The sequence below is a fragment of the Janthinobacterium foliorum genome, from assembly GCF_978021625.1.
On the sequence record NZ_CDXDQE010000008.1, the window covers coordinates 102,989 to 123,970 of the forward strand.

At 66.4% G+C, this 20,982-nt stretch carries 18 protein-coding genes; 11 read left to right on the plus strand and 7 right to left on the minus strand.

The window, feature by feature from the left end; translation table 11 throughout:
* The first annotated feature begins 44 nt into the window (after positions 1 to 44).
* The 3 genes from ACZ92H_RS17150 (at position 45) to ACZ92H_RS17160 (ending at position 2,253) form a co-directional block, all read left to right on the plus strand.
* The gene (locus tag ACZ92H_RS17150) at positions 45 to 488 is read left to right on the plus strand and encodes a hemerythrin domain-containing protein (protein ID WP_131369776.1); all 444 of its coding nucleotides are present in this window, start codon (positions 45 to 47) and stop codon (positions 486 to 488) included.
* Positions 489 to 527: 39 nt separating this feature from the next.
* A complete protein-coding gene (locus ACZ92H_RS17155) occupies positions 528 to 1,478 on the plus strand; it encodes a hypothetical protein (RefSeq protein WP_465050323.1) in 951 nt (316 codons plus the stop codon).
* A 205-nt stretch (positions 1,479 to 1,683) separates the two neighbouring features.
* The gene (locus ACZ92H_RS17160) at positions 1,684 to 2,253 is read left to right on the plus strand and encodes a DUF1439 domain-containing protein (protein ID WP_131369770.1); all 570 of its coding nucleotides are present in this window, start codon (positions 1,684 to 1,686) and stop codon (positions 2,251 to 2,253) included.
* Positions 2,254 to 2,265: 12 nt separating this feature from the next.
* Here the strand turns inward: ACZ92H_RS17160 and ACZ92H_RS17165 are convergent, their stop codons facing one another.
* From ACZ92H_RS17165 to lpxO, 4 genes are all read right to left on the minus strand, one after another.
* Positions 2,266 to 2,502, minus strand: coding sequence for a DUF7661 family protein (locus ACZ92H_RS17165; RefSeq protein ID WP_465050478.1), 237 nt, complete (start codon positions 2,500 to 2,502; stop codon positions 2,266 to 2,268).
* 346 nt (positions 2,503 to 2,848) lie between these two features.
* On the minus strand, positions 2,849 to 3,187 hold the full coding sequence (gene fdx, locus ACZ92H_RS17170; protein WP_465050324.1) for an ISC system 2Fe-2S type ferredoxin: 339 nt from the start codon (positions 3,185 to 3,187) through the stop codon (positions 2,849 to 2,851).
* A 144-nt stretch (positions 3,188 to 3,331) separates the two neighbouring features.
* Entirely contained in the window at positions 3,332 to 3,724 is a 393-nt protein-coding gene (locus tag ACZ92H_RS17175; protein ID WP_465050325.1) for a DUF6331 family protein, read from the minus strand.
* Positions 3,725 to 3,859: 135 nt separating this feature from the next.
* The gene (gene lpxO, locus ACZ92H_RS17180; RefSeq protein WP_131369761.1) at positions 3,860 to 4,759 is read right to left on the minus strand and encodes a lipid A hydroxylase LpxO; all 900 of its coding nucleotides are present in this window, start codon (positions 4,757 to 4,759) and stop codon (positions 3,860 to 3,862) included.
* A 141-nt stretch (positions 4,760 to 4,900) separates the two neighbouring features.
* Between lpxO and ACZ92H_RS17185 the strand changes: the two genes are divergently transcribed.
* From ACZ92H_RS17185 to ACZ92H_RS17220, 8 genes are all read left to right on the plus strand, one after another.
* A complete protein-coding gene (locus ACZ92H_RS17185) occupies positions 4,901 to 5,338 on the plus strand; it encodes a hotdog fold thioesterase (RefSeq protein WP_465052362.1) in 438 nt (145 codons plus the stop codon).
* A 277-nt stretch (positions 5,339 to 5,615) separates the two neighbouring features.
* Entirely contained in the window at positions 5,616 to 7,196 is a 1,581-nt protein-coding gene (locus ACZ92H_RS17190; protein ID WP_465050327.1) for a methyl-accepting chemotaxis protein, read from the plus strand.
* An 81-nt stretch (positions 7,197 to 7,277) separates the two neighbouring features.
* Positions 7,278 to 7,817, plus strand: coding sequence for a hypothetical protein (locus ACZ92H_RS17195; RefSeq protein ID WP_465050328.1), 540 nt, complete (start codon positions 7,278 to 7,280; stop codon positions 7,815 to 7,817).
* Positions 7,818 to 8,175: 358 nt separating this feature from the next.
* Positions 8,176 to 11,199: a calcium-binding protein gene (locus ACZ92H_RS17200; RefSeq protein ID WP_465050329.1), complete on the plus strand. Its 3,024-nt coding sequence runs from the start codon at positions 8,176 to 8,178 to the stop codon at positions 11,197 to 11,199.
* Between the two features lie 100 nt (positions 11,200 to 11,299).
* Complete coding sequence (locus ACZ92H_RS17205; protein ID WP_465050331.1) at positions 11,300 to 13,489, plus strand: type I secretion system permease/ATPase; 2,190 nt, start codon at positions 11,300 to 11,302, stop codon at positions 13,487 to 13,489.
* Positions 13,486 to 14,829 carry an HlyD family type I secretion periplasmic adaptor subunit gene (locus ACZ92H_RS17210; protein ID WP_465050332.1) on the plus strand — a complete coding sequence of 448 codons (1,344 nt, stop codon included), beginning with the start codon at positions 13,486 to 13,488 and terminating at the stop codon, positions 14,827 to 14,829. The genes ACZ92H_RS17205 and ACZ92H_RS17210 overlap by 4 nt, the downstream gene beginning before the upstream one ends.
* Positions 14,819 to 16,237, plus strand: coding sequence for a TolC family protein (locus tag ACZ92H_RS17215; RefSeq protein ID WP_465050333.1), 1,419 nt, complete (start codon positions 14,819 to 14,821; stop codon positions 16,235 to 16,237). The genes ACZ92H_RS17210 and ACZ92H_RS17215 overlap by 11 nt, the downstream gene beginning before the upstream one ends.
* 79 nt (positions 16,238 to 16,316) lie before the next feature.
* Positions 16,317 to 16,814, plus strand: a complete 498-nt coding sequence (locus tag ACZ92H_RS17220; protein ID WP_465050334.1) for a VOC family protein — start codon at positions 16,317 to 16,319, stop codon at positions 16,812 to 16,814.
* Here ACZ92H_RS17220 and ACZ92H_RS17225 read toward each other — a convergent pair.
* The 3 genes from ACZ92H_RS17225 to ACZ92H_RS17235 all read right to left on the minus strand — a co-directional run bounded on the left by ACZ92H_RS17225 (position 16,811) and on the right by ACZ92H_RS17235 (position 20,856).
* Positions 16,811 to 19,330 carry a TonB-dependent siderophore receptor gene (locus tag ACZ92H_RS17225; RefSeq protein ID WP_465050335.1) on the minus strand — a complete coding sequence of 840 codons (2,520 nt, stop codon included), beginning with the start codon at positions 19,328 to 19,330 and terminating at the stop codon, positions 16,811 to 16,813. The genes ACZ92H_RS17220 and ACZ92H_RS17225 overlap by 4 nt on opposite strands.
* Before the next feature lie 66 nt (positions 19,331 to 19,396).
* Positions 19,397 to 20,353: a FecR domain-containing protein gene (locus ACZ92H_RS17230; RefSeq protein ID WP_465050336.1), complete on the minus strand. Its 957-nt coding sequence runs from the start codon at positions 20,351 to 20,353 to the stop codon at positions 19,397 to 19,399.
* The gene (locus tag ACZ92H_RS17235) at positions 20,350 to 20,856 is read right to left on the minus strand and encodes a sigma-70 family RNA polymerase sigma factor (RefSeq protein WP_465050337.1); all 507 of its coding nucleotides are present in this window, start codon (positions 20,854 to 20,856) and stop codon (positions 20,350 to 20,352) included. Before ACZ92H_RS17235 ends, ACZ92H_RS17230 begins: the two co-directional genes overlap by 4 nt.
* Positions 20,857 to 20,982 lie beyond the last annotated feature (126 nt).

Consider the following 20,982-nt stretch of genomic DNA (forward strand, 5'->3'; position numbering starts at 1 on the left):
CCGGCCACGGCGCATCCTAGCCTCATCGACATCGAGGAGGCGCCATGAACGCGATCAGTTTATTGATGAAGGACCACAAGGCTGTCAAGGCCCTGTTTGCCCAGTATGAAGGCTTGAGCGACCGCTCCTTTGCTACCAAGAAAAAACTGGCCGACCAGATCTGCCAGGAACTCACCGTGCACACGCAGCTGGAGGAAGAGATCTTCTATCCGGCCGTGCGCCGTCCCATCCACGACGGCGACCTGATGGACGAAGCCGTCGTCGAGCACGCCAGCGCCAAGGAACTCATCGCCCAGATCGAAGCGATGGACCCGGCCGATGACTTGTACGACGCCAAGGTCAAGGTGCTCTCCGAGCAGATCGATCATCACGTCAAGGAAGAGGAAAACGACATGTTTCCCAAGGTGCGCCACACCGCCGTCGACCTTGATGCGCTGGGCCAGGAGATGGCGGCGCGCAAGGAACAGCTGATGGGCGCACCTGCCTGAGCACTGCATAAAACCAATTACCAACCAAGGGAGTATTCCATGCAAGCTACACAATTGTCCGTTTCGGACCTGAACAATCCGGGCGTTTCCTGGGGCGCCGTGCTGGCGGGCGCCGCCGCGGCCGCCGCCTTGTCCTTCATCCTGCTGATCCTCGGCGTGGGCCTGGGCCTGTCGTCCGTCTCGCCATGGTCGTTCAACGCCACGGCCGTCGGCGTGTCCACCATCGCCTGGCTGGCCTTCATGCAGCTGGCCGCCTCCGGTATCGGCGGCTACATGGCGGGCCGTCTGCGCGTGAAATGGAGTTCCATTCATACGGATGAAGTGCATTTCCGCGATACGGCGCATGGCTTGCTGGCCTGGGCCGTGGCGACCCTGATCACCGTCGCCATCCTGGCCGGCGGCACGCGCGCCGTGCTGAGCGGCGCCATCGACGCGGGCAGCGGCGTGGCGGCGGCAGTCAGCCCCGTGGCGGCGGCTGGCGCCGGTGCGGCCGGTGCCAAGGCGGGCGAGGGCGGCAGCAGCGGCGGCAGCAGCAGCGCCAATCCGCTCGACTATTTCTCCGACATGCTGCTGCGTGCCGCGCCGGCGCCTGCCGCGGCCACCGGGACGCCAGCCGTAACGGACCCAGGCGTGACGGTCGCCGACCAGCGCGTGGAAATCGGCAAGATCTTTGCCACGGGCCTGTCCACGGGCAGCCTGGCTGCCGATGACCGCGCTTACCTGGGCCAGATCGTTGCCAAGCGCACGGGCCTGACCCAGGCTGAAGCGGAAGCGCGTGTGGATGCCGTCTACGGCCGTGCCGCCAAGGCCGCCGCCGATGCCAAGGCTGCCGCCCAACAGGCCGCGGAAACGGCACGCAAGGCCGGTGCGCATACGGCCCTGTGGATGTTTGTCGCCTTGCTGCTTGGCGCCTTCGTTGCGAGCCTGGCGGCGACGTTCGGCGGCCGCCAGCGCGACCATGAGCGCGTGCTGCGCCATGTGACCATTTAAATCAAACCCATTCATTCAAGGAGTCTGCCATGCGTTCCATCCTCTTGCTGCTACTGGGTATTCCATTGCCCATCGTCATCCTGATCGCCCTGTTCGTGCGTTAATCAGGCCAACGTAAAAAAACGGCGCCCGCCGCAAGCCGGGCGCCGTTTGTATGAAAGCAGGCGCGTGTGTAAGATAGCGCATCTTTTCTCTGAGTCCCGCCATGAACTTGACCGCCATCCGCCCCTTGCTGAAAAGCACTGTCATCGCCGCCATCGCTTGCGCCACGCTGGCTTCGTGCTCGACCCTGATCGGCCCGCGCGACGTGAACGTGTCGCTCGCCAAGATGCAGCAAGGCCTGGAGCGCCGCTTTCCCATCGACAAGCGCGTGCTGTCCGTGCTGGATGTCAAGCTGACGCATCCGCAACTGACGCTGCAGCCCGAACGCGAGCGGGTCGCCCTCAGCATCGATGCCAGCGTCACGCCGCCTTTCATCCGCCAGAACTGGCGCGGCAACCTGGCCCTGTCCGGCCGCCTGGTGCTCGATACGCAGCGCAACGCCGTTTACCTGAGCGAAGCGAGCGTGGACAGGGTGAACATCGACGGCATGGACGAGTCGCAGCAGCGCCAGTTCGCCAAGGTGGCCAGCCTGGTGGCCGACCAGCTGATGCATGAAACGCCGATCTACACGTTCAAGCCCGATGAATTGCGCTACGCGGGCGTGCAATTCGTGCCGACGCGCATCCAGACCACCGGCAACGGCTTGACCGTGACGTTCGAGCCGGTAAAATAAGGCCGCTGCTTTTTACGTATGACCATGCGCCGGGCTGATTTGCGTTGTCGTGTTATTGCGTGGCGTCGCCTCTTCATGGAACAGGTCCGCCAGATATTCGCCCAGCGCCTCGGCCTGCATCCCATCGGGGATAATGAAATCGGCGGGCCGCCGCTTGCCTTCCGTTCCCAGATAGAAAGCGCGCCATGCGCCCGCATTTCCCCGCACGGCAATCAAAGTGCCAAAGACGTTGAATCTGAATTCCTGCATCAGCATGTTCCCATCACATCGAAAAAAACATCAATAATACGGCGTCTTGCGCGCGTTGCCGCGGCAAGCGACAGATGGCGGATCTCTTCAAGGGGCGCATCGCAATGCGCTGCCCATGCTGGCACAGGCGTGGTAGCCGGCGGATGATGCCAGCGGCTTGGCAGATGAAATCAAACGCGGTTTCAATGATGTCAACCACGCCGCGGGCGAAGCGCCGCCCGTGCCAGGATGATCGCTGGCGGGCACGGGAAGACAGCAGGGGGCGCATCGCGCGGCGGACCTGTCCGGACCGGTTCGACATGCCGGGGCCGGGATCGAAGCGCCGCTGCGGCGCTAAGTTGATCGATTAACTTTTCTCCTTGGCGTGATTCAGCGTGTACCGGGGAATTTCCACCGTCACGTCCTGCGTGCGCAGGCGCGCCTGGCAGGACAGGCGCGAGTGCGGCTGCAAGCCCCAGGCCTGGTCGAGCATGTCTTCCTCGTTGTCGCCCAGGCCGTTGAGCGACTCGAAACCCTGCACCACCACCACGTGGCAGGTGGAGCAGGCGCCGACCTGGCCACAGGCGTGTTCGATTTCAATGTGATGGGCCAGCAAGGCATCGCAGATGCTCATGCTCTCGGGCGCGTCGATGACGGCGCCGCCGGGCGCCAGTTCGTGGTGGGGCAGTACGGTGATTTTTGGCATACGGTAATCTCCTTGAGTGCCGTCACCTTAGACCTTCCCGCGTGGAGAAGGTCAAGCGGCCGATGATTTTCGCATCCATTTCCGCATCAACTTCCGTCCCAACTTGCGCATCGGCTTCGCTGCCCGGCCAGGCGCTGCACGGGACTAGCGGCCCGACAGGCAGCCGTCCACGTGTTCCAGCAGCCGCAGAAACACGCGCTTGTGCGCCAGGTTGTTCATGCGTTCACTCATCATTACCTCGCTGGCGACGCCGGCCACGCCGTGCCTGGCTGTTACAGAGGCCGCGGCTAACTGCCGCAATTGCGCCGGTTCGAGTTCAGCGAGCGCGGTGGCGATGCCTGCGCGCGTGAAGTCGTAGGCGTCAAAGCCGCAGCAGCCGGCCACGCAATGGGTTTCCAGTCGGTCGAGCAAGGGCCATAGCCCCGTCAGCTGCTCGTCGATATTGACGGCTTGCGCATAGCGCCCGGCAATATCGATATTCTCGATCCATTCCTCCTCGCCAATCTGGATGTCGTATTTGTGGTCGCGTTCGGCCATTTTTTCCTTCCCGTCCGGGCAGTGCGTGTCTTGTGAAGGCGCATCGTACCGCAAGCGATACGGCAAGGGGCACACAATGCGCCGCGGCATAAAAAAACCGCCCGAGGGCGGTTTTTTACGTGGCGAAGCCAGCGCTTAAATGAAATAAATCAGCGCGATGATGCCGACCACCAGCGCCACGCGCGTGACCTGGTAGGCCGTCTTGTTCCACGCCTTGAAGCGGCGGCGATACTGGCCCATGGTCCAGGAAATCTGGAACAGCTTGCTCACGCCGCCCACCTGGTCGCCCAGTTCGTTGGGCGAGGCGGCGGCCGTCATCAGGGTGCGGCCCAGCCAGCGGTTCAGCGCTTGCGCCCAGCGGTAGCGCATCGGCCGCTCGATGTCGCAGAACAGGATGATGCGGTCGCTGTCGGCATCGTTGCGCGCCCAGTGGATATAGGTTTCATCGAACATCACGGCCTGGCCGTCGCGCCAGCTGTGGCGCTCGCCATCGACGTCGATGAAGCAGCGGTCGTCGTTGGGCGTCTGCAAGCCCAGGTGGTAGCGCAGGGAGCCGGCGAACGGGTCGCGGTGGGGGTTGAGCTTGCCGCCTTGCGGCAGTTCCGCGAACATGGCGGCCTTAATCGACGGAATCGATTGCAGCAGCGCATAGGTTTGCGGGCACATCTGCTGCGCCGACGGGTGATTGGCGTCATACCATTTCAGGTAGAAACGCTTCCAGCCATACTTGAAGAAGGAATTGAAACCCACGTCATTGTTCTTCTCGGCCGCCTTGATCTTTTTCATTTCCTGCATGCGCAGCGCTTCATCACGGATGATTTGCCAGTTCTGCTGCAGCGGCGCCAGTTCCGGGAATTGCTCGACCGACAGATAGGGCGTGGCCGGCACCTTGGAAAAGGTGTGCATGAACAGGTTCAGCGGCGCCATGAACGAGGAATGATCGAAGATCTGGCGGCGGAACGGCAGGCGCACCTTGCCCCGAAAATGAATATGTAAAACAGAAAACACAAAAATGCCCAGCAAGGCCCACTTCATACACAACCTCGTTTTTTAAGAATGGGGCAATTATAACCAGTTAATGCCTTCTCCATCCTGCACCTGGGTGAAGGAATCATGAAGCGGCATCCACGGCACGGCTGCCCTACAATATGCTCATTTGATCACTTTCAAGGGGTAATGATGGATATCTGGCACGCACCGCTCGACCTGGCCACGCTCAACGCCGCCAGCGAGGGCACGGCGATGCGCCACCTGGGCATCGCATTCACGGCTTTCGGCCCGGACTGGATCGAGGCGACCATGCCCGTCGACCACCGCACCATGCAGCCTTTCAAGCTCCTGCATGGCGGCGCTTCCGTGCTGCTGGCCGAAACCCTGGGCAGCATGGCGGCGAATGCCTGCCTCGACAGCAGCAAGCAGGTGAGCGTGGGACAGGAAATCAATGCCAACCAGGTGCGCGGCGTGCGCGGCGGCCTGGTGACAGGCCGGGCCACGCCCATCCACCGTGGCCGCACCAGCCAGGTATGGGAAATCCGCATCGTCGACGAGCAGGGCAAACTGTGCTGCATCTCGCGCATCACCATGGCGGTCATCGACGCGCCCGGCGCACAGTGAATTCGCTGTGATTGACCTGCATCAAGGCATTAAAAATGGCCTCATGGAATTATAAATAACGTTGTTCGCTTATAATTCAGTCCGCTCTTGTGTCGCGCCGGGTTCTCGCACGCGCCTGCACATTGCCCGAAATAGAAGCTGACTGCCCAAAAAACGCCAGTTAGATGCCCATCCCGCCCAGGCGGGAGCGGCAAGACGACGTCCAGCAGATGGCCGGTTCCCATGGCACCGGCCACACATTCAACTTTTTATTGATTAATAGGGCAACACAAAAACAATGAAGTCATTCAACCGCTTGACGATTGGCGCCCGCTTGAGCGCCGGCTTTGCCGTGCTGGTCATCCTGATGCTGGTGCTGTCCGCCTTCGCGCTGCTGCGCATCGGCGCCATTTCCAGTGCAATGGAGGCGCAGGAAAAGGTTCAGCTGGAAAAACTCGAACCGCTGTACGTGGCGCGCGAAGCGCTGGACCAGACGGGTTTGGCGGCCCGCAACGCGTATATCTTCCATGACCAGGCGGCCGCCGAAAAAGAGCTGGCCATCCTCGACAGCCAAAAAAACCTGTACCTGGACGCGCTGGCCAGGCTGGCGCCGAAATTTGCCGGCGATGCCCAGTTCGACAAGGTCAGCACGGGCTTGAAAGCCATGGCGCAGGAGCTGCTGCGCCCGCGCCAGTTCCGCGCTGCGGGACAAATGGAGCAGTACGGCACCTTCCTCGTCGATGAATGCAGTCCCTTGCGGCGCCAGATCGTCGCCGATATCGATGCCGTACTAAAATCCGTGCAGCGCGAGTCGGAACAGGCGAGTGCGGACGCGCGCGCCATCCACGCCCAGTCGCTGCGCTGGATCGGCGTGCTGGCCGCGCTGAGCGTGCTGCTGTGCATCCTTGTCGCCACCGTCATCACGCGCGGCCTGCTGCGCCAGCTGGGCGGCGAACCGGCGTATGCGGCATCCATCGCCGGCCGCATCGCGCAGGGCGAGCTGGCCATCGACGTGCACACGCGCGAGGGCGACGACAGCAGCCTGCTGTTCGCCATCAAGACCATGCGCGACAACCTGGCCGCCATCGTCGGCAAGGTGCGCCACGGCACGGAAAGCATCGCCACGGCATCGACGGAAATCGCCACGGGCAACCGCGACCTGTCGCAGCGCACGGAGCAGCAGGCCGGTTCGCTGGAAGAAGTGGCGTCGTCGATGGAAGAACTGATTTCCACCGTGCGCCAGAATGCGGACAACGCGCAGCAGGCCAACCGCCTGGCGCGCGAAGCGTCGCACGTGTCGGAGCAGGGCGGCAAGGCCGTGGCCGAGGTGGTGCACACCATGGGTTTGATCAATGCCTCGTCGAACAAGATCGTCGACATCATCGGCGTCATCGACAGCATCGCTTTCCAGACGAATATCCTGGCCCTGAACGCGGCCGTGGAAGCGGCGCGCGCGGGCGAGCAAGGCCGTGGCTTTGCCGTCGTCGCCACGGAAGTGCGCAATCTGGCGCAGCGTTCCAGCGCCGCCGCGCGCGAAATCAAGGTGCTGATCGACGATTCCGTCAGCAAGGTCGGCACGGGCACCGTGCTGGTCGAACAGGCGGGCGCCACCATGCATGACGTGGTGGCCGGCATCGGCCGGGTCACGGGCATCATGGCCGAGATCAGCCACGCCACGCAGGAGCAGGGCGCCGGCATCGAACAAGTCAACCGCGCCATCGTCGACATGGACCGGGTGACCCAGCAAAACGCGGCCCTGGTGGAGCAGGCGGCCGCCGCCGCGCACGAATTGCAGCAGCAGGCGGCCCAGCTGGAGCAGGAAGTGGGCATCTTCAAACTGGCCAAGCCGGCCAGCGGCCCCCTGCGTCTGGCGGCCTGAGGCCGGATCTGGCCATCCAGCGGCGCGCCATGCGCCGTGTTACGCGCTACAATGAGTGCTGGATCACCGCCAGGACTTCTCATGCAAGTGCGCAGCAGCGACGATATGTCCAGTCCGGACGGTGCCGACAAACCGGCGCCGCCCGTGCTGCAGCAGGCTTTGGCCGGCCTCGGCTGGGGCTTGCTCACCTGCGTGCTGTGCTTTGTCATCCTGTTTGTCACCAAATGGCTGCTGCCGCCCGAATATTGGGGCGCGCACACGGGCCTGGCCAAGTTCAAGCGCGAAGTCTCGCTGCCCATGCTGGTGTTCTGGGTCGTCATCTATTCCCCCATCCTGGAAACCTTCCTCGGCCAGCTCCTGCCGCTGGAAATCCTCAAGCGCCTGGGCGCCGGCCGCCAGCTGAGCATTTTCGTCGGCGCCATTCTGTGGGGCATCGTGCATTACATCAGCGGCGGCTTGCTGCACGCCATTGTCGCGCTGGGCTCGGGCGCCATGTTCAGCTTTGTGTACCTGCGCTACCGTGGCCCGGGCGTGGCCGCCGCCTACACGACGACGGCGTTTTCCCGCGCCTGCAACAACATCGCCATCCTCGTTGCCGTGTTCTACGGCCTCGACGCCTGAGCCGATCGGCTTCTCGTCCCCGTTCGCAATCAAGACAGCAGCAGTCGCGCCAGCGCCCCGCCAGCGCACTGCCCATTCCCGCCTTGCTTGCTTGATGCGCGGCCATGCCGCCTGCGCGCTCAGGCGCGTGCTTCATGACATTTGCATGACAAATAACAGTGTTTCCCTTCCTTGAACGTCAGTATCAGGCGCATCGGACGCGGCGGATCAACCCGCTTCGTCCACGCGCCGAAAGTGCCTGAGCCTTGACGGTGCACGCCGCGGTGCCTGCTCATGCTGCCGGGACTTTTGCCTGGCATGCCGGCCTGCGCCGGCATATTCCATCTTGGTTTGAAGTTTAACGACAGGAAACTGCAACATGACTGAAAAAATTGCATCCGACACCAGCGTCTCCGCCATCGAGGCTTACCTGAACAGCGCCGCGCTGGCGGCCCCGCAGCGATTTGTCGGCACGGCGAACGCCGATGTCCTCACGGGCACCGCGGGCGCCGACGTGCTCGAAGGCCTGGCCGGCGACGACACGTATTACGTCAACCACAGCGGCGACGTGATCGTCGAGCTGGCCAACGGCGGCACGGATACCGTGTACACCAGCGTCGACTACGCGGTGCCGGACAATGTCGAGAACGTGCGCCTGACGGCCGCCGGCCTGACGGTGACGGGCAGCGCCAACACCAATAATGTCTTTCACGTCAGTGTGGCCGGCGGCAACCGGATCGATGGCGGCGGCACCGGCAACTCGGTCAACTACGTAGCTTCCGACAAGGGCGTGACGGCGACGCTGCTGGGGGCGAATGACCCGCTGGCGGCGCCTGCAGGCAGCGACGTGCTGATCAACCTGATGAGCATGGTCGGCAGCAAGTTCGACGACGTCCTGACCGGCAATGAACTGAAAAATGCCCTCGTGGGCGGCTTCGGCAACGATACTTTGCGTGGAGGCAAGGGCGACGATACCCTGGCCGGCATGCAGGGCGACGATACCTACATCTTTGCCCGTGGCGATGGCGCCGACGTCATCGTCGAGACGGAAGAGGCTGGCAGCCACAACATCGTCTCCTTCCTGGCCGGCATCGGCGCCGACCAGCTGTGGTTCCGCCAGGTGGGCGCGAACCTGGAAGTGAGCACCATCGGCACGACGGACAAGGTCACCATCAATGCCTGGTTCTCCGGCACGGGGCCGCGCATCGAACAGTTCCGCACGGCCGATGGCCGCGTGCTGCTGGGCAGTGACGTGCAAAAGCTGGTGCAGGCGATGGCGGGCCTGGCCCTGCCGCCGCTGGGACAGCTGACCCTGCCTGCCGGCACGGCGGCCGCCCTGGCACCGGCGCTGGCGCAGAACTGGCGCACGGAAGGCCCGGGCCAGCCCAGCAATGGCAGCTTCACCGGCACGGCGAACGCGGACATCATCAAGGGCACGGCGGGCGCCGACGTGATGATCGGCCTGGCTGGCGACGACATCTATTATGTCAACCACAGCGGCGACGTCGTGGTTGAACAGGCGGGCGGCGGACGCGACACTGTCTACGTCAGCGCCAATTACACGGTGGCCGCGCATGTCGAGGAGGTGCATGTCAGCGCATCGGGCCTGACGGTCACCGGCAGCAGTAACGACCAGCGTTTCCATGTCGACGTCAGCGGCGGCAACCTGCTGCTGGGCGCCGGACTCGACAATGTCGCCACCTATGCCGGCGCCAAAACGGGCGCCGTGGCCACGCTGTACTCCATCAACGGCACGCCCACGGCGGCCCCCGGCAGCGACGTGCTCGTCAATTTCAGCAGCGTGGAAGGCAGCGCCTATGACGACGTGCTGTCAGGCAACGAGCGGGCCAACACCCTGTCCGGCGGCCTCGGCAACGATACCTTGCAAGGCGGCAAGGGCGACGACGTGCTGACCGGCGGCCTGGGCGACGATATCTATGTCTTTGGCCGCGGCGACGGCGACGACCTCATACTCGAAGCCTCGGCCGATGCCGGTTACGATGCCATCGCTTTCCTCGCCGGCGTCAACATCGACCAGCTGTGGTTCCGCCAGGTGGGCAATGACCTGGAGGTGAGCACCATCGGCACCACCGACAAGATCACCATCCGCGCCTGGAACGGGGCCGTGCCGAATATCGAGGAATTCCGCACGGCCGCCGGCCACATCCTGCGCGGCGCCGACGTGCAGCTGCTGGTGCAGGCGATGGCGAACCTGACGCCGCCGCCGCTGGGCCAGCTGACCCTGCCTGCCGGCACGGCTGCCATCCTGGCGCCCGTGCTGGCCCAGGCCTGGCACTTCAACGGTCCCACGCAGCCGACGGGGCAAACCTTCACCGGCACGGCGAATGCCGATGTCATCACGGGCTCCGCGGGCGCCGACCTGATGGAAGGCTTGGGCGGCGACGACACGTATTACGTCAACCACAGCGGCGACTTCATCGTCGAACGGGGCAATGGCGGCACCGACACCGTGTACACCAGCGTCGACTACACGGTGGCCGACAATGTCGAACGCGTGCGCCTCAACGGCCCGGGCCTGACGGTGACGGGCAGCGCCTACACGAATAACGTCTTTTTCGTCGAGACCCCTGGCGGCAATGTGCTTGATGGCGCCGGCGAGGGCAACGCCGTCAATTACGTCGGCGCCAGCACGGGCGTGACGGCCGTTTTCGCGCCTGTCGGCACGCCGCTGGTAGCGCGCGCGGGCGTCGACGTACTGGCCAACTTCAATGCCGTGGTCGGCAGCAAGTTCGATGATGTGCTGACCGGCAACGAGCTCAAGAATATCCTGGTGGGCGCCCTGGGCAACGATACCCTGCAAGGGGGCAAGGGCGACGACATCCTGTCCGGCACGCTGGGCAACGATACCTATATCTTTGCCCGCGGCGATGGCGTCGATGTCATCAATGAAGCCAACGAGGCGGGCAGCCATGACGTGGTGGCCTTCCTGGCCGGCGTCAGCGCCGAGCAACTGTGGTTCCGCCAGGTGGGCACGAACCTGGAGGTGAGCACCATCGGCACCACGGACAAGATCAGCATCACGGGCTGGTATGCGGCCACGGGGGCGAGCATCGAGGAATTCCGCATGGCCGATGGCCGCGTGCTGCTGGGCAGCAATGTGCAAAAGCTGGTGCAGGCGATGGCGGGCCTGACGCCGCCGCCCCTGGGCCAGCTGACCCTGCCTGCCGGCACGGCCGCCACCCTGGCGCCCGTGCTGGCGCAGAACTGGCGCGCCAGCCAGACGTTCGGCGCCGCCAGCCAGGCGGCCAGCGGCAGTTGGCAAGCCGATCCGGCGCAGCTGGTGCAAGCCATGGCCGGCTTTGCCGTGCCGGCGTCGGCGTCGGCGCCCTGGTCGGCCCATGGCGGCCAGGTCGCGCAGATCCAGCTGGCGGCAGCGCATTAATCCCGTATTAATCCCTTGAGCAACTAGATCCACCCGCACGCAGCCAGCCCGATACTTTCGTCGCGGCCTGGCTGCGTCATTGAATTTTTGATATGATCCGATGACCGCACTCCCATACAGCAACGATCCGCCGCCCCTTGACAAAACGCCGCCCGACACGGGCTTGCAGTCGCTGCTGCTGATGGCCAGCCTGCATGGCATCGCCGCCGATGGCGCCCAGCTCAGGCACGCTTTCGGCCAGGCCGTGTTCACGCGGCAAACCATCGTGCTGGCCGCCCGCCAGCTGGGCTTGACGGCCAGGCTGGTGCGCCAGCCTCCTGAACGGCTGGCGCAGGCGCCGCTGCCGGCCATCGCCATCGCCGCCGACGGGCGCTTCTTTATTCTTGCCAAGGTCGAGACGGGCGATGGCGGCGTCAGCAAGGTGCTGATCCAGCATCCGGGCCAGCCGCCGCAGATACTGGGCCGCGATGCCTTTTTCGCCGCCTGGTCGGGCGAAATGATCTTTTTCACCAGCAAGGCCAGTTTCGCGGGCGAGACGGCCCGCTTCGACTTCAGCTGGTTCATCCCCGCCGTCGTCAAGTACCGCCGGCTGCTGGGCGAAGTGCTGCTGATTTCCTGCGTGCTGCAGCTGATCGGCCTGGTCACGCCCCTGTTTTTCCAGGTGGTAATGGACAAGGTGCTGGTCAACCACGCCATGCAAACCCTGCACGTGGTGGCCATCGGCCTGGTCTGCGCCATCGTCTTCGAAGCCGTGCTCAGCCTCATCCGCACCTATGTTTTCGCGCGCACCAGCAGCAAGATCGACGTGGAGCTGGGCGCGCGCCTGTTCCGCCACCTGCTGGCCCTGCCGATCGCGTATTTCCAGGCGCGCCGGGTGGGCGATTCCGTGGCGCGCATCCACGAGCTGGAAAACATCCGCTCTTTTCTCACCGGCAATGCCATGACCCTCGTGCTGGACTTGCTGTTTTCCTTCATCTTCATCGCCGCCATGCTGTGGTACAGCGCCGCGCTCAGCGTCGTCGTGCTGGCCTCGATTCCCGTCTACGCGGCCCTGTCGATGCTGCTCACGCCCGTGCTGCGGGGGCGCCTGAACGAGAAATTCAACCGCAGCGCGGAAAACCAGTCTTTCCTGGTCGAAACCATCAGCGGCGTCGACACGGTCAAGGCCATGGCCGTGGAGCCGCGCTGGCAGCAGCAATGGGAAAAGCAGCTGGCCGGCTACGTGTCGGCGGGCTTGTCGGCGAACAATATCGGCATGCTGGCCAGCGGCGGCGTCACGCTCGTCAGCAAGCTGGTGACGGCGGCCATCATGTGGTGGGGCGCCACCCTCGTCATCGACGGCAGGATGACGGTGGGCGAACTGGTGGCGTTCAACATGCTGGCCGGGCAGGTGGCCTCGCCCATCCTGCGCCTGGCGCAGCTGTGGAATGATTTCCAGCAAGTGGGCATTTCCATGAGCCGGCTGGGCGATATCCTCAACGCGCGGACGGAACCGGGCAGCCAGGGCGGAGGCAGCCAGAAGGCGCGCCTGCCGCGCATCGCCGGCGCCATCGACTTCCAGCAAGTGGGCTTCCGCTACCGGCCCGACGCGGCCGAGGTGCTGCGCGATGTGTCGGTGGCCATCGCGCCCGGCGAAGTGATCGGCATCGTCGGGCGTTCCGGTTCCGGCAAGAGCACCCTGACGCGGCTGGCGCAGCGCCTGTACATCCCCGAGCGGGGCAAGGTGCTGATCGACGGGCAGGACATCGCCGTCATCGACACGGCGTCGCTGCGGCGCCAGATCGGCGTGGTGCTGCAGGAAAATATCCTCTTCAACCGCTCCGTGCGCGACAACATCGCCCTCAGCGACCCGGCGCTGCCCATCGACGCCGTCATCGCCGTGGCGAAACTGGCGGGCGCCCACGACTTTATTTGCGAATTACCGGAAGGCTACGACACCATGGTGGGCGAGCATGGCACGGGCCTGTCGGGCGGCCAGCGCCAGCGCATCGCCATCGCCCGCGCCCTCATCGGCAATCCGCGCATCCTGATCTTTGACGAGGCGACCAGCGCACTCGATTATGAATCGGAAAAAATCATCCAGGACAATATGCGCGGCATTTGCGCGGGACGCACCGTGCTGATCATCGCCCACCGCCTGTCGGCCGTGCGCGAGGCGCACCGCATCGTCGTCATGGAACGGGGCCAGGTGGCCGAGATCGGCAGCCATGCGGCGCTGCTGGCGTTGCCGGGCGGTATCTACGCCCACCTGCACGGCCTGCAGCAGGGCAGCAGCGGGAGCGCGGCATGAGCGCCGGCCACCGCCTGGCGGCCTACGCCGACTTATTCAAGCGCTATGCCGCAGTGCTGCGGCACAGCTGGCGCCACCGCGCCGCCATGAGCGGACCCGTGCTCAGCGAAGACGAAGCGGCCTTCCTGCCGGCCGCGCTGGCGCTGCAGGAGCGGCCCGTGTCGCCCACCTTGCGCGTCACGGCGCGCGTGCTGATGCTGCTGGTCGCTTGCGTGCTGCTGTGGGCCATCTTCGGCCGGGTCGACATCATCGTCAATGCGGCCGGCAAGATCATCCCGTCGGGCAACAGCAAGACCATCGCCTCCGTCGACGTGGCGGCCGTGCGCGCCCTGCATGTGCGCGAAGGGCAGGCCGTCAAGGCGGGCGAGCTGCTCGTGGAGCTGGACAGCCGCGGCCCTGATGCCGAGCGCGACAGGGCTGCCGGCGACGCCGTGGCGGCCGCGCTGCAAGTGGCCCGTTCGCGCGCGCTGATCGGCGCCGTCGACTCCCTGGCCCTGCCGAAGCTGGTGGCGCCGCCCGCCGCCTCCGCCGCCCAGCGGGAAGAGGCGCAAGGCCACCTGGATGGCCAGTATGCCGCTTTCCGCACCCGGCTTGCCCACATCGACGGGGAAATCGCCCGCTATGCGCAGGCGCTGCCGCTGGCGGCGCAGCGGGCCGCCGACTACAGGGCCCTGGCCGACACGCGCGACGTGGCCGAACATGCCTGGCTGGAAAAGGAACAGGCGCGCATCGACCTGGCCGGCCAGCTGGCATCGGCCCGCAGCGAGCGCGCCGCCCTGCTGGCGCAGACGCGCAAGGATGCCTACGATGCGCTGGCGGAAGGCGCGCGGGTGGCGGCCGCCAGCGGCCAGGACGCGCGCCGCGCTGGCGCCCGCGGCAGCCTGCTGCGCCTGACGGCGCCCGTCGACGGCACGGTGCAGCAGCTCAAGCTGCACACGGTGGGCGGCGTGGTGCCGGCCGCGCAGGCGCTGATGCAGATCGTGCCGCGCCAGGGCCGGCTGGAAATCGACGCCGTGCTGGAAAACCGCGACGTCGGTTTCGTGCAGGAAGGGCAGGCGGTCGCCATCAAGGTCGACGCCTTCGACTTCACGAAGTACGGCACCGTGCCCGCCGTCGTCAGCAGCGTCTCGCGCGATGCCGTCGAGGATGACAAGAAAGGCCTCGTGTATGCCGTCAGGATCACGCTGCGCCAGCCGGCCATCGTCATCGACGGCAGAGTGGTGCCGCTGTCGGCCGGCATGGCCGTGCGCGCGGAAATCCGCACGGGCACGAGGCGGGTGATCGAATACGTGCTCTCGCCGCTGGTGCAGCACCAGAAGGAGGCGCTGCATGAACGCTAGCGCTCGCGCCGCCGTGTTCAGCGCCGGCTTGCTGCTGTGCGCGCTGCCGGCGCACGCCGGCTGGCGCGACGATCCCCTGCGCGCGCAGCCGCGCTTGCCCGATGGCGGCCGCCTGCTGCCGGGCGACAGCGTCGCCGCCCCATGCCCGCCGTCGTACGACGCAGCCACGCCCATGAGCCTGCCGGCGGCCATCGACCTGGCCCTGTGCCACAACGCGCAGGTGCGCGGCGCCTGGGCCGGCATCCAGCTGCAGGCGGCCGGCCTGGGCGAAGCGAGGGCCGCCTACCTGCCGACCCTGAATGCGGGCCTGAGCCGCGTGCACGACCGCACGGCCTATCCGGGCGCCGCCAGCGCTTCCAGCAGCTTGACCAGCAATACGGGCTCGCTGAGCTTTTCCTGGCGGCTGTTCGACTTCGGCGGCCGCGCGGCGGGCCAGCGCGGCGCCACGGCGCTGCTGGACGCGGCCCTGGCCAACCGCGACGCGGTGCTGCAAAAGACCCTGGCGGCGGCCGTCGGCGCGTATTTTGACGCGCAAACGGCGCAAGCGACTGCGCGGATGCGGCGGGAATACCAGGCGCTGGCGCAGGACACGGTGGCGGCGACGCGGCGCCGCGCGCAGCGGGGACTGGGCTCGCACAGCGACACCCTGCAGGCGGAAAGCGCGCTGGCCAAGGCGGCGCTGGGCGCCAGCCGCGCCGGCGGCGAAGATGACAAGGCGCGCGCGGTCCTCATTTATATCCTGGGCTTGCCGGCCGGCGCCGGCGTGACCGTGGGGGACGACGCGGATGCGCCGGCGTCCGGCCTGCGCGAGGACTTGCAGGCCTGGCTGGCGCAGGCGCAGGTCCGCCATCCCGCCATCGTGGCGGCGCAGGCGCAGGTGGCGGCGGCGCGCGAACGGGTGGCCGTGGCCCGCTCGGAGGGCCGTCCCAGCATGGACCTGACGGCCAATTTCTACCAGAACGGCCGCCCGAACCAGGGCTTGTCGCCCGCCTCGACACGCGAAACCCTGGTCGGCGTGTCGCTGAACATTCCCCTGTTCGACGGCTACGCGCGCGGCTACAAGGTGCGCGGCGCGCAGGCGCAGGTGGCGCAAAAGGAGGCCGAGGCGCAGGAAACGCAGCAGCAGACCCTGATGGAGCTGGTGAAAGCGCACGCGGAAGCGGACATGGCGCTGGCCAACCTGGCGGCCTCGCGCACCTGGCTGGACGCGGCGCAGGAGGCGCAGGCCAGCGTGCAGCGCAAGTTCGGCCTGGGCGCGGCGGACATCCTGGAAATGCTGGCCACGCAGTCGGCGCTGCTGGAAGCGCAGCAGGAGCGCATCCGCTGCCAGGGGGAGTGGCGCGCGGCCCGTCTGCGGCTGCTGGCCAGCGCCGGCGTGCTGGGACGGGAGGCGATTGCGGGGCGGTAACTGGCGCACTCCGCGCGCCACGGCGCTGCAAAAGTGACTATATTAAGGCGTCTGATCCACACCGACCAAGGGAGACATCATGCACAGCATCCAGAAGATTACCCCGTGTTTATGGTTCAATGGCCACGCCGAGGCGGCGGCCCTGTTTTATACGGGGATTTTCCCCAATTCGAAAGTCGGCCAGATCCTGCGCTATGGCGAGGAGGGCCAGGAAATCCATGGCCAGGAGCCGGGCAGCGTGCTGACGGTGGCCTTCGAGCTCGATGGCCAGACGTTCACGGGCTTGAACGGCGGGCCGCTGTTCCAGTTTTCCGAGGCCATCTCGTTCCAGGTCAATTGCGAAACCCAGGACGAGGTGGACCATTACTGGACCCAGCTGTCCGAAGGCGGGCCGCCGCAAGCGCAGCAGTGCGGCTGGCTCAAGGACCAGTTCGGGGTGTCCTGGCAAATCGTGCCCACCATCATGGTCAAGCTGCTGGGCGACCCCGATGCCGTCAAGGCGCAGCGCGTCATGAAAGCCATGATGGGCATGAAAAAGATCGACATCGACGAGATCAAGCGGGCCTACGCCGGTTAGAAGCTGGCCCGCAAGGTCAGCTGCGCGTTGCGCGGATCGCCGTAGTAGCCGCTGCCGTACAGGCCGTAGCCGCTGTAATAGCGCTTGTCGAAGACATTATTGAGATTGAGCACGGCGCTCAGACGCTTGCTGAACTCGTAGCGCGCCATCAGTCCCGCCACGCCAAAGCTGCCTTCGTCGGCGCGCGCCGGCACGTCGCCCGCCAGCACGGTGTGGTAATAGGTCCGGCCTTGCCAGCTGATATTGCCGCCCACGCTCACGCGGCGCCAGTCGCCGCCCAGGCGGTAGCTGGTGGCCAGCTTGACGCTGCGTTCGGGGCGCGTCGTGTCGATGCGCTGGCCATCCTTGTCGCGCGGGCGGCTGAACGTCGCGCCCGCCTGCACTTGCCAGTCGGGCAAGAGCTGGCCCGCCACTTCCAGCTCCACGCCGCGCGTGGTGGTGCCGTCGATGGGCCGGTAGACTTCCCGTTCGTTGGCGTCCGTGCCCACGTAGTCGGCCAGGTTGTCTTGCCGGATGTGAAAGATGGCCACGCTGGCGTTCAGCTTGCGCTCGAAAAACTCGCCCTTGATGCCGCTTTCCCAGGATTTGCCCGTGGTGGGCGGCAGCGCCCTGGCATTGGCGTCGCTGACCGATTGCGGCTCGAAGATGCTGGCATAGCTGAGATACGCGGAATACGTGCCGTTCAAGTCGTAGACGGCGCCCGCATACGGCACCAGCCGGTGTTTTTCCCGCGCGTCGTCGCGGCCCGTACCGCCCCAGCCGTAGACCAGGTCGCCCGTGCGTTCATAGCTGTTCAGGCGGCTGCCGACGATCAGCGACCAGCCATCGGCCGGCTTGAAGCGGGCCGCGCCGTACGCCGCATACTCCTTGAAGCTGTATTTTTGCGTCAGGCTGACGGCCATGCTGGCCGGCAGCGGCACATTGTTGTTCCAGTGGCGGTAATCGATTTCCACATTGCCGCCGCCATAGGCCAGGTAGTCGGAGTTGCGGTGACTGGCGTTGACGCCCAGCACCAGCTCATGCTGGCGGCCCAGCCACTGGAAGGGTCCTGTCGCATAGGCATCGAACGAATTGCTGTCGATGACATAGGTTTTGGCGCCGCGCTGCACGGTGGCCAGGCCCGTGGCCGGGTCCGGATACGGCCCCCAGCTGATGATGTTCGCCTGCAGCTGGTCCGTATCGCCTTTCCAGTGGCTCGCTTCCGCCTTCACCTGCCAGCCATTGTCGAACAGGTGCTCGGCGGCGGCGAACACGCGCGTGCTGGTGCTGCCCGCGTCCGTCCAGCGCGCGGCGGGGTTGAAGGCGCGCGCGAACCGCGTGCGGCTGCCATCGGCGTAAAACAGGGGATTCTGGCCGAACGACGACCCCGTCGAATCGATTTTCTGGTAATCGATGCCGGCCAGCACGCGCGTGCGCGGCGTCAGGTCCGCCTCGATGACGCCGTACACCACGCTCTTGTCCTGCTGGTAATAGTCGATGTAGGAGCCGTGCTTCTGGTGCGCGGCCACCAGGCGCGCGCGCACGGAACCGTCCGCGCTCAGCGGGCCGGAGACATCGGCTTCCGCGCGGTAGCGGTCCCAGCTGCCGATAGCCGCCTGCGCATAGGCCTGGACCTGGCGCGTGGGTTTCTTGCGCACCAGGTTGACGGCGCCGGCCGGGCTGCCGGCGCCGCTCATCAGGCCATTCGCGCCGCGCACCACTTCCACCCGGTCGTAGATGGCCATGTCGCGGATGCCCAGGCCGTTCGAATTGGTGCTGAAGTCGAAGGTGGGCACGCCGTCATACTGGAAGCTGTTCAGGCTGAAACCGCGCGCGTAGTAGTTATAGCGCTCCGAATCGTCGTGCGAGACGGTCACGCCCGGCGTCTGCTGCAGCACGTCGGCCAGGGTCAGGACGCCCTGGTCATCCATCTGCTGGCGCGTGATGACGGTCAGCGATTGCGGCGTTTCGCGCGGCGACAGGGTAAACCGCGTGGCCGTGCCGGCCAGCGCCGCCGCATAGGCGCCGCTGCCTTCCGTTTCCAGCGCCGGCTCGCCGCCGGCCGTGACCGTGATTTCGGCCAGTTGCTGCGCGCCATCGGCCGCCGCGTTCGCCGACCTGGGCAGCGGGCGCAGGACGAAATCGTTGGGCGCCAGTTGCAGCGCCGCCAGGCCGCTGCCTGCCAGCAGCGCATCGAGGCCGGCCGCCGCGCTGTCATTGCCGGCCAGGCCGGCCGTGCGCAAGCCGCGCACCTCGGCCGCCTGGTAGGTGAGGGTCAGGCCCGCCTTGCGCGCCAGCTGTTCCAGCGCCGCATCGAGCGGGCCGGCGGCGATCTGCAGGGCATGGGTGGCGCTGGCGCTGCTGGCCTGGGGCGGGTGCTGCTGGGCCATGACGGGCGCCGCGCCGAACAGCAGCAAGGCGCCGGCGACGGCGCCGGCCAGGCGTGAACGCGCGGGAAACCGGGCAGGAAACGGGGCATGAAAGCGGACGGCAAGCGGGGGGGATGGCTGGGGGCAGGGCAGGAAAGAGTGGTTCATAATCGCTATCAAGTTGGGGGGTATCAAGCTGTATGCCGCGCGGCCAGCCCGATCCCCTCATCTTTTTTACGCTTTTTTCAGCGTGACCCAGAAGCGCGTGCGGTACACGGCCACGATGGGCTGCGTCTGCAGCAGCACGCGCAGGGCCCGCTCGGGGTCGTCCAGCTGGAAGACGCCGGAGACGGGCAAGCTGGCGATACCGGCGTCGCACAGCAGCAAGCCATGCCGGTGGCGCGCCAGTTCGGCCACCAGCTGGCCCAGGGGCATGTCGCGCGCGGCGATTACGCCGTCGAGCCAGGCGGCCGGATCGTCATGGCCCGGTTCGCGCCAGGTGCGCGCGCCATCCGTCACGACGCTGTCGCCGGCGCGCACCAGCACGGGGCTGGCCACGCCTGTGCCTGCACCTGCCTGCAGCTGCACTGCGTGTTCCTGCACGGCCAGGCGCGTCAGCATGCCATCGGCGCCGGCGAGCCGGCGCACCGTGAAGCGCGTGCCCAGCGCCTGCATGCGCGCTTCGCCCGTGTCGACGAGAAACGGCCGGCGCCGCGGGTCGGCTTGCGTGGTGACGGCCAGCTCGCCATGCAGCAAGGTCAGCAGCCGCTGCTTGCCATCGAAGCGCAGCCGGACCGTCGTTCTCGCATTCAGGCGCAGCAAGCTGCCGTCCGGCAGGCGCACGGCCAGGCGCTGCCCCGTGCCCGTGCGGTAGTCGGCGCGCGTATCGATGGCGAACCAGGCGGCCGTGCCGGCAAAGCCTATGCCGGCCAGCACTTTCAATGCCTGGCGGCGCTGGCGGCGGCGCGCCAGGCTGGCGTCGAGGGTGGCGCGGCTCGCTTCCGGCGGCAAGCCCGAGAACTGGTTGCCGATGGCGACGAGGCGCTGCCACGCCTGTTCGTGGCCGGGATCGGCATCGCGCCAGCGCTGCAGCGATTGCAGGGCGTCCGGCGTGGCGCCGTGCATCTGCAGGCGCACGGCCCAGGCGATGGCTTGCTCGACGGCGTCATCCTGCAACGCGGCGGCCGTCACTGGAAGTACACGCGGTAGCAGGCGCGCCAGGCGCTGGCCAGGTCGCGCTCGACGGTGGCCAGCGAAATGTCGAGCCTGGCGGCGATGGCGGGACCCGTCAAGCCATCGAGCTGGGCCAGCAAAAAGGCCAGCCTGGCGCGCGGCTTGAGGGCGTCGAGCGCCGTATCGAGGCGCACCAGGGTGTCGATGATCAGCAGCCGCGTTTCGGGCGACGGCGCCGTCTGTTCGGGCAGGGCGGCCAGCGCCTGCAGGTAGGCGTGTTCCACGTCGCGGTGCCGGTAATGGTCGATCACCAGGCCTTGCGCGATGCGCGTCAGGTAGGCGCGCGGTTCGCGCAGGGCCGGCTGCGGCCGTTCGCGCCGCTGCAGCAGGCGCAGGAAGGTGTCGTGCGCCACGTCGGCCGCGTCGGCGCCGCAGCCCAGCTTATGCCGCAGCCAGCCCTGCAGCCAGCCGTGGTGGGCGCGGTACAGGGTGGCAAGGTCGGGCGGTGCGGCAGGGTTCATGGCGGCAGGGACGATGGTGGGCGGCGGTTAATTGAGAATCATTCTCAATTATTGCATTGACTGCGGGCGCTGGCAAGTGCCGCCGCCGGCGCCCGCACCATAGGCGCACCCTGTCCAAGCGGGCCG